Annotated in this window: 10 protein-coding genes; 1 reads left to right on the top strand and 9 read right to left on the bottom strand. The window is 53.1% G+C overall.

What is annotated here, in order from left to right:
• Window positions 1-25: 25 nt before the first annotated feature.
• The 8 genes from FKW19_RS01285 to FKW19_RS01250 all read right to left on the bottom strand — a co-directional run bounded on the left by FKW19_RS01285 (window position 26) and on the right by FKW19_RS01250 (window position 7,707).
• On the bottom strand, window positions 26-514 hold the full coding sequence (locus tag FKW19_RS01285) for an SUF system Fe-S cluster assembly protein (RefSeq protein WP_006116549.1): 489 nt from the start codon (window positions 512-514) through the stop codon (window positions 26-28).
• Complete coding sequence (gene sufU / locus FKW19_RS01280; protein WP_006116548.1) at window positions 501-953, bottom strand: Fe-S cluster assembly sulfur transfer protein SufU; 453 nt, start codon at window positions 951-953, stop codon at window positions 501-503. The genes FKW19_RS01285 and sufU overlap by 14 nt, the downstream gene beginning before the upstream one ends.
• Complete coding sequence (locus FKW19_RS01275; RefSeq protein ID WP_089179233.1) at window positions 950-2,197, bottom strand: aminotransferase class V-fold PLP-dependent enzyme; 1,248 nt, start codon at window positions 2,195-2,197, stop codon at window positions 950-952. Before FKW19_RS01275 ends, sufU begins: the two co-directional genes overlap by 4 nt.
• On the bottom strand, window positions 2,197-3,459 hold the full coding sequence (sufD, locus tag FKW19_RS01270) for a Fe-S cluster assembly protein SufD (RefSeq protein WP_150176157.1): 1,263 nt from the start codon (window positions 3,457-3,459) through the stop codon (window positions 2,197-2,199). The genes FKW19_RS01275 and sufD overlap by 1 nt, the downstream gene beginning before the upstream one ends.
• A gap of 17 nt (window positions 3,460-3,476) precedes the next feature.
• Entirely contained in the window at window positions 3,477-4,247 is a 771-nt protein-coding gene (gene sufC, locus FKW19_RS01265) for a Fe-S cluster assembly ATPase SufC (protein WP_006116545.1), read from the bottom strand.
• A gap of 13 nt (window positions 4,248-4,260) precedes the next feature.
• Window positions 4,261-5,751, bottom strand: a complete 1,491-nt coding sequence (sufB, locus tag FKW19_RS01260; RefSeq protein WP_063354261.1) for a Fe-S cluster assembly protein SufB — start codon at window positions 5,749-5,751, stop codon at window positions 4,261-4,263.
• 3 nt (window positions 5,752-5,754) lie between these two features.
• Window positions 5,755-6,219: an SUF system Fe-S cluster assembly regulator gene (locus FKW19_RS01255; protein WP_035352634.1), complete on the bottom strand. Its 465-nt coding sequence runs from the start codon at window positions 6,217-6,219 to the stop codon at window positions 5,755-5,757.
• Window positions 6,220-6,342: 123 nt separating this feature from the next.
• Complete coding sequence (locus FKW19_RS01250) at window positions 6,343-7,707, bottom strand: DUF445 domain-containing protein (RefSeq protein ID WP_006116542.1); 1,365 nt, start codon at window positions 7,705-7,707, stop codon at window positions 6,343-6,345.
• 104 nt (window positions 7,708-7,811) lie between these two features.
• Between FKW19_RS01250 and FKW19_RS01245 the strand changes: the two genes are divergently transcribed.
• On the top strand, window positions 7,812-10,610 hold the full coding sequence (locus FKW19_RS01245; protein ID WP_089179235.1) for a phosphoenolpyruvate carboxylase: 2,799 nt from the start codon (window positions 7,812-7,814) through the stop codon (window positions 10,608-10,610).
• 46 nt (window positions 10,611-10,656) lie between these two features.
• Here the strand turns inward: FKW19_RS01245 and FKW19_RS01240 are convergent, their stop codons facing one another.
• Window positions 10,657-11,682, bottom strand: coding sequence for an alpha/beta fold hydrolase (locus FKW19_RS01240; RefSeq protein ID WP_063354933.1), 1,026 nt, complete (start codon window positions 11,680-11,682; stop codon window positions 10,657-10,659).
• Between the last annotated feature and the right edge of the window lie 61 nt (window positions 11,683-11,743).

Raw genomic sequence — 11,743 nt, 5'->3', positions numbered from 1 at the left:
TTTATACCCTCACCTTGTTTTCGGTTCAGAACATGTTCAGCGCGAGACGGGCTTCATCACTCATACGCGACATATCCCACGGTGGATCCCACACCACTTCCACTTCTGCAGATTTTACACCTGGCACTTTTTCCACTGCTTCTTTCACCTGCACAGGCAGTTCCTGCGCGCTGGGGCAGTTGGGGGCTGTTAGTGTCATTTCAATACGCACGCGGCCATCATCATACAGATCGATTGCGTAAATCAGGCCAAGTTCATAGATGTTCACCGGAATTTCCGGGTCATGCACTGTGGCAATCGCCTCAATAACCGCATCTTCCGAAACTGCACCGGCAGACTGCGGTTTAGCGGGCTGTTCTGCCCCTTCATCGGGTGTCCAGCTTTCTACTTTTCCGGCTTCGTTTCCGGCAGGTGCATGATCAGCATGCAGCACATCGGCAGAAGCCTCTGCTGTTTTAGCTTCCTTTTCTACCCCTGGCAGAACGGGAGCATGCACGTCTTCAGACGTCGGCATGAGAAAGCGCCTCCTTTAACGCAATCCAAGGCAGTTCGGCACATCGTATCCGTGCCTTGTGAGACCGCAGAGGCTGGAAAACCTCTAACGGCCCTAATGAAGTATCCGCCGGTGCGGCAGGGGAACTTTGCCCCACCAGCATGGCAGAAAACCGACCAGATAGGCTGACAGCTTGCGCAACATCCAAACCAGAAACCTGCTGCGCCATTAAATCAGCCGCTGCTGCACAAATGGCGCATCCACGTGTGGTGTGGCGCACACTTTGGATATGGGTTGCATCCAGTGCGATATCCACCCGTGTTTTATCCCCACACATGGGGTTTTTGCCTTCGCCCTGCACTGAAGGTGCTTCCAGCTTGCCCGCATATTGCGGAGCACGCGCGCGCTCTACAATCACGCGGTCATACAGGGCATCAGAATCTGGCACGGTTTGTGTCACACAAAAAATTCCCGGATACGCACCAACGTATCGGCAAGCGCGTCTATTTCTTCCTGCATGGTATAAATACCAAAGCTGGCACGTGCTGTGGCCGTTAGCCCCAAGCGACGCATAAGCGGCTCTGCACAATGGTGGCCCGCACGTACGGCAATACCGTTGCGATCCAGCAACGTGGCAATATCATGCGGGTGCACATCCGCCATGGTAAAGGAAATAACGCCTCCACGCTCTTTGGGCTGCCCAACAATGTTCAGCCCCGGAACAGTGCTCAGACGCTCCAACGCGTAGCTGGTTAAAGCCTGTTCATGCGCTGCAATGGCATCAAAACCAAACTTTTCCACCCAAGCAATTGCAGCACCAAGGCCTATAGCTTCAACAATCGCAGGCGTGCCCGCTTCAAACTTATGTGGAACATTCGCCCATGTGGATTTTTCAAATGTTACGGTGGAGATCATGTCCCCCCCGCCCATAAATGGCGGCATATCTTCCAGCAGCGCACGCCGCGCCCACAAAACACCAATGCCGGTTGGGCCATATAGCTTATGCCCGGTAAAGGTATAGAAATCTGCTCCCAAAGCCTGCACATCTGTGCGGTGGTGCACCACGGCCTGGCTGCCATCAAACAGCACCAGCGCACCGGCTGCATGCGCCATATCAGCAATCTGGCGCGCTGGTGTAATGGTGCCCAGCACGTTGGACATATGGGTAATAGCAACAAGTGCTACTTTGCCATCAGACAAAAGCTGGCCGAACGCATCCATATCCAGATCACCAGCATCGGTAATCGGAGCTATGCGCAATTCAATGCCCATACGGTCACGCAGCATCTGCCACGGCACTAGGTTGGCATGGTGTTCCATTTCGGAAATAACCACAGCCTGCCCCGGCGTAAGCAGAGAACCAAAGGAATACGCAACCAGATTAATAGCTTCTGTGCTGTTACGGGTGAAAACAATTTCTTCCCGCGAAGGTGCGTTGAGAAAGCCCGCAACCTGATCTCTAACAGCTTCATAAGCCTCGGTTGCACGTTCACTCAGCCAATACAGGCCACGGTGAATGTTGGCATACTGATGGTGCATGGTGTGCACCATAGCGTTGATAACGGCATCCGGCTTTTGGGCCGAAGCGGCGCTATCCAGAAACACTAACGGGCGATCGTGCACTTTTTCCGACAGAATAGGAAACTGCTTACGAATAGCAGCCAGATCCAGCCCGGATGTGTCTGTAATAGAAGGATGAGACATTACGCGGCCTTCCTTTCAGCAGAAAAACGGATTGCCAGCATGGCGCGGCAGTATTCCTGCGCCGTTTCATCTTCAATGAGGGAAAGCGCCTCATCCAGAAACGCTGCAATCAGGATCTGGCGGGCCTGTGCCTCTGGCACACCACGGCTACGCATATAAAACAGTTGGTCATCATCCAGCGCCCCCACGGTTGCCCCGTGGCTGCAACGCACATCATCCGCATAGATTTCAAGCTCAGGCTTTGCGTCAATTTCTGCGTTTTCAGAAAGCAGCAATGCCTGATTCATCTGGTAGCCATCGGTTTTCTGGGCAACCTGTTCAACCAGCACCTTGCCTTGGAAAACACCCCGCGCATGGCCATCCAGCACATTCCGAACAGTCTGGCGGGAAGTGCAGTCCGAAGCTGCATGGGTGATAACGCTCGTGATATCCCCCACCTGATGTTCTGCAAGATTTTGCGCACCATTTACATGCAACTGAGCATGTGGTGCCTTCAACCGTGCATGCACTTCATGCCGAGACAACAAGCCACCCAAACCAAGGGCAAAGCTATTGTAAACGCCATGCCCAGCAACCTGCACATAGGTTGTGGCCAACGCTATGGCTTGCAGCCCTTCTGTCTGCAACGTGGTATGATAGAGTTTGGCTCTTTCTCCCACCGTTACTTCCATAACCGGATTATGGAAATACTGCCCAACACCTGCGCTGAGTGACAGCAAGGAAAGATGCGCACCTTCTTCCAACACCACGCTATGGCGTGGATGGAAAGAGATTGCGGTATCGCCCGCTACGCCCAGAGAAATCAGGAGCACGCGCCCTGCATCTGCACCCTTTGCAACGTGCAGTGTGGCACCGTCTTCCACCAAAGCCGTGTTCAGCGCCACAAGAGGATCTCTATCCGGGCTGGCCTGCACATCTGATGCCAGATTGTTCTGGCTAAAAAAGGAAACATCCACACCTTCTGGCAGAAGGCTGAGATCTTTCACAAATCGGCCATTCACAAACACAATGCGTGGCACAGACTGCACCGTATCATGCTTGCTAAGCAGGTTATCCAACAGGCTTTTTGCCTGCGCTGCATCATATTGCGCTGGTGGGGCCTGAAATTCCTGCGCAGCTAATGGGCGCAGGCTGGTATATTTCCATGCCTCTATCTGCCTGTCTGGCAAGCCGGTTCTGAGCAGTGCGCCAATGGCTGCTTGCCGCTCTGCCCCTTCAACATCGTTCAGGCGTTGCGCGAACGAAGATAGAGGGCCGCTCATATCTTTGCTGATCGCGTTCACGCCGCCTCCGTCAGAAACTTGGTGTAGCCTTCCTGATCAATTCTCTTGGCCAGTTCTGGCCCACCAGAAAGAATAATCCGGCCTTTGGCCATAACGTGAATGCGGTCTGGCACCAGATAGTCCAGCAGCTTTTGATGATGCGTAATAACCAGTGCAGAGAAATCTGGTGAACGCAAACGGTTCACCCCTTCCGCCACAATACGCAGGGCATCCACATCCAGCCCACTATCGGTTTCATCCAGAATGGCGAAAGAAGGCTGAAGAAGTGTCATCTGCAACACTTCATTGCGCTTTTTTTCACCACCAGAGAACCCAACGTTGACGTTACGCTTGAGCATATCCGGCGCCATGGAGAGAGACTTGGCAGCCTCACGCGCCATTTTCAGAAATGCAACGGCATCCAGTTCTTCCAATCCACGGGCACGGCGCACAGCATTTACCGCCGTGCGCAGGAAATTGGCGTTATTCACACCCGGCAATTCAATAGGAGACTGGAACGCCAGAAACAGGCCCGCAGCAGCACGTTCTTCCGGCTCCATAGCCAGCAGATCCTGCCCCTTGAAGGTAACAGATCCAGCCGTAACCTCGTAATCCTCACGCCCAGCCAGAACATAGGAAAGGGTAGATTTACCACACCCGTTCGGCCCCATAATGGCATGCACTTCACCCGGCGGAATGGTGAGATCCACACCACGGAGAATCTGCTTTTCCTGCCCATCGGCATCAATCCGGGCGCACAGACCGGAAATTTCCAAAAACTGGCTCATGTTCTGTACTCCCTTAGCCTACACTGCCTTCAAGGCTGATCTGCAACAGTTTCTGTGCTTCCACAGCAAATTCCATGGGCAGTTCCTTAAGAACATCCCGGCAGAAACCATTTACAATCAACCCAACCGCATCTTCTTCAGACAGGCCGCGCTGGCGACAATAAAAAAGCTGATCTTCTGAAATCTTGGATGTTGTGGCTTCGTGCTCAATACGCGCTGCCATGTTCCGGCTTTCGATATACGGCACAGTATGCGCGCCGCATTCATCACCAATCAGCAGGCTATCACACTGGGTGAAGTTACGCGCGCCAGAAGCCTTGGGCTGCACACGCACCAGACCGCGATATGTGCTGTCTGAGCGCCCTGCGCTGATAGTTTTCGCAATGATGGTGGAGCGGGTATTGCGCCCGATATGAATCATCTTCGTGCCTGTATCTGCCTGCTGGCAGTTGTTGGTAACAGCCACGGAATAGAATTCACCCACAGATCCATCACCTTGCAAAATGCAGGATGGATACTTCCATGTAATGGCAGAACCTGTTTCCACCTGTGTCCATGAAATTTTGGAGCGAGCCCCACGGCACGCGCCACGCTTGGTCACAAAGTTGTAGATACCGCCGCGCCCTTCGGAATCACCAGGGTACCAGTTCTGCACCGTGGAATATTTGATGGAAGAATCTTCCATCGCCACCAGCTCCACCACTGCCGCATGTAGCTGATTTTCATCCCGCATAGGGGCTGTGCAACCTTCCAGATAGGAAACGGAAGCACCATCCTCCACCACAATCAGTGTGCGCTCAAACTGCCCTGTATTGCGCGCATTGATACGGAAGTAGGTGGAAAGCTCCATCGGGCAACGCACCCCTTTGGGCACGTACACAAAAGAGCCATCGGTAAATACTGCGGAGTTAAGGGCGGCATAGAAATTATCTGCCACCGGCACTACGCTACCCAGATATTTACGCACCAGTTCTGGATGTTCCTGCACGGCCTCAGAAATAGGGCAGAAGATCACCCCTGCTTCTTCCAAGGTTTTACGGAAAGTGGTGACAACGGAAACACTGTCAAACACCGCATCTACAGCAACAGGTGGACGCGCCGTTTCACCTTCGGGCAATTCCACACCTGCCAGCATAGCCTGCTCATGTAGGGGAATACCCAGTTTTTCGTAGGTTCTCAGAAGTTCCGGATCAACCTCATCCAGAGATTTCGGGCCTTCTTTCTTGCGCGGAGCGGCATAGTAATGCGCATCCTGATAATCAATCGGCGGGTAAGAAACCTTGGCCCACGTAGGCTCCTGCATGGACTGCCATTTGCGGAATGCCGTCAGGCGCCATTCCAGAAGCCATTCTGGTTCGTTCTTACGCGCAGAAATCAGGCGGACGATGTCCTCATTCAACCCTTTTGGGGCGAGATCCATCTGAATATCTGTTTCAAAGCCCCACTTGTAAGTGGACTGGCCGAGCTTTTCGACCGCTTCGCGGGTTTCAGTAACTGCCGGCATGGTTCAGATCCCCTCACGTGGCATAGCAGCGCCGGGCTGCGTATTGGATCGTGGCATATTTGAAAAACACGATGCCTTGCTGCGCATGCTTTCCAAGGAAATGCCCTCCAACGTGGTTCGTATGGCCTGATTAATGGTATCCCAGCTGCCACACAGACCGCACGACACGCCGGTATCACACTCTCCGCCATCTACACAGGCTGTAAGCGCAATCTTGCCATCTACGGCTGTAATAACACTGGCAACAGAAATATCTGCCAAATGTCTGGCAAGGCGGTATCCGCCCTTTGCCCCACGCTGGGAAAGCACAAACCCATGCGCAGACAGCACCTTAAGCACCTTGGCCACTGTTGGCTCTGGCACCCCTGTAATAGCTGCAAGTGTTGGAGACGTTACAACGCCTTCCTGCTCACCCAGTTTTACCAAGATGACGATTGCATAATCCGCCAGGCGGGAAAGTTTCAGCATTATCTGCCCTTGACCCAATTAAAGACCTGAGCGGTCCTGTTTCGGATACATGGCGACACACTGCCCTTGCGTCAACCCAAAACAAGCGGACAAAAGCATCCAGCGCAAACGTGATCGGCTGCCTTATTGCGCGTTCAACCCAAATAGAAGCCGCAATACAGCAAAAAGCAGCGCCCCCACACCAAAGCCAACCAGGGTGCCGTTAAACCGGATAAATTGCAGATCCTTGCCAACCCGAAGTTCCAGTTTTTCAGCTATTTCCACAGCATTCCAGCCAGAAACCACACGGGCAATAAACTCTGCCATACGTTCACGCATGAAAGGGAGCATCTTTAAAACAGTGCGGTTTACGCTATCCATAATCCGTTGCCGCATGTTCTGATCATAGCGCATCTGGGCAGCCATGCGTTCAAGCGCATCCTGCACCACGGATGCTATGCGGCCTTCTGGATCTTCCACATCTGCTTCCACCATACGCCGAAAGCGCAGCCAGATGTCTCCCCACCACCCCACAACACTTTCATGGGAAAGCACGCTCATAATGGTTTGGGAAAACTCTTTTCCCTTTTCAGGGTCTGTTTCTATGCGGTCAATCTGGCCACGCACCCAGTTGGTAAAGCCTTCACGCAGGCTAGAATTCTGTGGGTCGATTCGCTCAAGTTCCTTGGCCGCTGCCAACAAAACCTTGGTGGCAATAGATCCACCAATGGCCCAACCAAGCAAACGACCGCCCTGTTCACGCACGCGCTCTTCAATCATCTGGCGCAGCGCGCCTTCTTTGGATTGTAACGCATCCTTGATCTGCTCAAGCAGAAAGGAGAGTACTTCCTGATGCTTGTCATCATCCACAAGGCTGCGCAGGGCACGCGCAATAATAGGTGCTAGATTACTGCCACCCAATAGCTTTGGCATAACACGGGCAACTGCATTGCTGGCGCGCCCATCTTCCAGCCTGTCCAGCATCTGGGGCAAAGAGCGTGTTATGGATTTTACCAAAGCATCCCGCGTGCCGGGATCATCCAGCATATCCGCCAAAAAAGCAGGAAGATCGACCTGCCCCAATACGCGCTCAACTTCCTTTTGGGTAAACACCTGCCCCGCAACAAACCGCCCCAGTGCGCGGCCAAGCCTATCCTTTTGTGCAGGTAAAATAGCGGTGTGCGGAATGGGCAAACCCATAGGCCGACGAAATAGCGCCACCACGGCAAACCAGTCTGCCAAGCCGCCTACAACGCCTGCCCGCGCCCCAGCCCGCAACATTTCCAGCCAGAATCCATCTCTTACCCATCCGGCGGCTGGTGCTGCATACCCCAACACCGTTACCCCAGCCATAAGGCCAACCAGCCCTGTAGCTGCATTTTTGTATCGCCGCAGTGTCTGGCGGGCAGCGAAATCCGCGTCCTGATGAGGTTGAGATGTCATATCCCACTCAATAGCACTGTGCGCAAACACCCCCAAGAGTGCGTGAGCTGGTTGCATACAAAACATAGACGTGAAAAGTTGTTCATCATTCTTTTCAAGCTATTTCGTTGTTATTTCGATTCATTCCGGCTTTATAACTGTTTTACTGCAGGAACCTTCAGGACGCCCTTATGACTATGGATAACACATCTTCTCTTTCCCGTTTGGACAGTATCCTTGCGTCCGCCACTGCTCGGCCAGATGTCGGCATAGCAGCTGAAGGCACAAATCCTGTTATGGGTATCGCGCTCCGACTGGGAGAAGCTTTTACCAACAAGGAAATCTCACAGGCAGATATTGTAAGCCTGGTGCAAAAGCTCCGTGACGAAGCCTTTCTGGCGCGTGCCCGTAAACTGCACCGCTATGTAGGCGGCGCAACACTTGAAGCCACACAAGAAAAGCTTCGTAATGTTGCACGTTCGGTAGCAGACACATGCCCTACCGGTTCTTTTACAGAGTATCAGGATCGCATTTCCGCCATTCAATTTGCAGCGGTTTTTACAGCACACCCTACTTTTGCCCTCAGCAACCCAGTGTACGCGGCTTTAGCAGAAAGTGCATCCCAAGCCATCCCCCCGCAGGAAGCACCGTTTTTTGAAACGCACAGACGTTCTACGCCTCCTACGCTGGAAGAAGAATTTACACTAGCTGCACAAGCCATCACCCGTGCGCGTGACGCCATGGATTTGTTAGCAACTGCTTTGCTGGAAGAAGCTGCCACCCGTTGGCCACAGGAATGGACAAGACTGAAGCCCTGCCCGGTTATTGCAACCAGTTGGGTTGGCTACGATACCGATGGCCGCACAGATATTGGATGGTGGGATACTCTACGTCTACGCCTACGTATGAAACTGTTCCAGTTGATGCGGTTGGAAAGCCAGATCATGCACGAAGGCTTACTGGCCCCGGAACTCACAGAAAAACTGCAACGGGCCATTGCCTGTGTAAAAGAACAAATTAGCGCTGTGCCTGCTGGCCCTGCCGATGCGCAAGCTGTGGCAAATTTTGCAAAACTTCTGGTTTCTCAGCGCAATACAGCACTAACACACGCCGCAGAACTAGATAGCTTGCTCGAGGCTGCCATTAATACAGCGCCGCCTTCTGCACGCATTCCACTTGCTGTTGCCCGCGCTGGGTTTGTGGCGCATGGGCTGGGATTGGCCCATACACATGTGCGGCTCAATGCCTCCCAGATTCATAACTTTGTGCGTCAGAAGCTAAACCTGCTGGATGACCCCAACAACCCGGCCCATCGCCGAGCATTGCTGAACCAGATTAACGAGGCGCTAGAAGCTGTTACGCCTGTCCCGGTGGATTTTGGCGCACTGCTGAGCGATCCTTCCAGTGCTGGGCGGTTGATGATGACCATTGCGCAAATGGTCAAATTTATCGATTCCGATACGCCTGTTCGCTTTCTGATTGCAGAAACAGAAACCGGTTACACGTTGCTCTCCGCCCTATGGGTGGCTTCCTGCTTTGGCGTGGCAGATAAAATTGAAATCTCGCCACTGTTTGAAACTGAAGATGCCCTTATGAACGGTGAGCACATTGTGGAAGAAGCCCTGCGTTCTCCCACATGGCGTGCATATATCCGTCGTATCGGCCGCATGTGCTTCCAGTTTGGATATTCCGATTCTGGGCGGTATGTCGGCCAGTTGGCCGCAACGTATCAGATAGAGCGCCTGCGCCTGCGCATTCATGATCTGCTGGTTCGATGGAATATGCAGGATATTACCGTGGTGTTTTTTGATACCCACGGTGAAAGCATAGGCCGCGGCGCGCACCCTTTCCGTATGGCAGATCGGCTGGATTACCTTTCCCCACCCCATGTGCGGGCGCGGTTTAAAGCCACAGGCATTGCCTGCCGTGAGGAAACAGCTTTTCAGGGGGGAGATGGCTATCTCCTTTTTGGTACGCCGGAACTGGCAGGCGCCACAATGGCCACTATTGCTGAAAACCTGTTTCTACCCTTACGGCAGGAAGAAGACCCTATTTATGATCAGCCCGATTTTTCGGCTGATTTCTTCTCCAGCATTAGCGAAGGCATGAAAAAACTGGTGGAAGACCCCGGTTATGCCGCGTTGCTGGGGGCTTTTGGGCCTTCCCTTATTGATAGAACCGGCTCTCGGCCACCTGCTCGCCAAAGTGCAGAAAGCGCAACCCATAAGCGTATTACTCACCCCAGCCAGCTACGCGCCATTCCCAACAACGCGATCCTTCAGCAACTCGGATGGTGCGCCAACACTTTGCAAGGCTTGGGAGCAGCCGTACGCCGCCACCCGGAAACCTTTGAAACATTCCGTACATCCAGCCCACGTTTTCATCGTGCTCTGGATTTTGCCCAACATGGTCTTGCGTGCTCGGATGACAAGGTTCTGAAAAGCGTTGTCTGTTTGCTGGACCCTGGCTTCTGGCTTGATCGCGCTACCGAGGAAAAAACACCGGCTCGTCGGAAGGCTTTTCTTTCCCTGATGCAGGATCTGGAAAAGCTAGACCTATCAGCCGAACTTCTCACTATGTTCCGCCGCATTCAGGCCGACCATCTTGCGTTAAGAGAAGCTTGGGAGCACGCACCACGCACAGAGCCTCAAATCCGGCTTCTGCATGCCATCCGCATTATGCTTATTGAGCAAATATGGCTTTTGGCATGCCGTGTGCCCTTCTTTATGCCCCGTGGGGGCTTTAACCATGATGTCATGATGCAGCATATACTGTGTCTGGATATTTCGGTTGTGCTGGAAGAGCTTGAGCATATCTTCCCCACCAGCACTGGCCCAACCAACCTTGATTTTCATGAACCACGCGGCCCGCGCGAAGAAGGTATTTACGAGCGCGAGCACAGAGACATCTTTGTGCCAATGCAACAGATGTTTGAGCTTATTCGTGAAATCAGCGTCGCCATCATGCACAATATCGGCGCTTTTGGCTGAGGTCTTTTTATAAAATAAGGGGCTGCCTTAATGGTGGCCCCGCATTTTATCTGCCCCCTAGAAAGCTCTCCACAGCCAACGTAAAGAGCTGCGGATTCTGCAAAAATGCAAAATGGCTGGTATTAGGCAGCACCAAGAGCCCTGCCCCTTCTACCGTAGCCGCCATATGCTCGGCCTGAACACGCCCCACAATACCATCATGATCTGCGGCAGCCACCCATAACGGTGCTGTTATCCGCATAAGATCTGCATCCGTCCAATTGGGTTGCCTGCTGCGCATAGTCTGCACTGTAGATTCCAGATCTCCAAACCTATGTGGTGTGGAAGAAAGCTGCCTGTATTCCTGCCGGGTTCTTTCCATAAAAGATTTGTAAGCAGGAATATCTCCTGCGCGTGCGAGCAGACCATCTGGCGTGCTCCACGGTGCAAAAGCAAATATCCGACTGACACTGCTGGGGTGGCGCATACCAACGTCTAGCGCCTGCACTGCGCCATCCCCCCATCCCACCAAGGCCACGCGCCGCAGGTGTAAAAACGCCATAACTGTGAGCACATCATCGGCCAGCAAATCATACCCCAAGGGCAAAGCCCCCATTGTGCTGCGCCCATGCCCACGCATATCCATCACAATCACACGGCATCTGGCACGCAAAAGCGCACGGGCAAGGTCTCCCATATAATTGGAATTGGCCAAACCATCGTGCAATAGCATGACGGGCACACCCTCCCCCGCTGATGCGTAATATAATTGGGCCTTACCTTGTGCTGGCACCATGCCCGTATCAACAGGTAAGCCACCACTTTCAGCTTCCAGCGCCAAGGGTGTGGGCGGTAAAGCACGCCAATCATACACCCCATTGATAGGCGGCATTTTATCTACGGAAGACGATGCAAAAGCCAACGAAGGAGCCTGAGCAAAGGCTTTATGGGCAAAAAAACCCGATGCCATGCCCCCCAGCGTAAACTGCATAAGCGCACGCCGGTTTACCCGTGTTTTCTGCGCGGTCTCATCCATTGCACATTCAAACAGCTTCGGCATCTTGCTCGTCTTTCCGTTTCTTTTCTGCGCCATCACACATACCCAGCGCATGACATATTCATGCCATACCATGCCGCTTTGTATTTAGCGCACG

The sequence above is a fragment of the Acetobacter sp. DmW_125128 genome, from assembly GCF_008704325.1.
In the GTDB taxonomy this organism is placed as follows: Bacteria; Pseudomonadota; Alphaproteobacteria; order Acetobacterales; family Acetobacteraceae; genus Acetobacter; species Acetobacter oryzifermentans.
The sequence above is the reverse complement of the archived record's forward strand: the minus strand, read 5'-3'. Positions and strand labels throughout refer to the sequence as shown.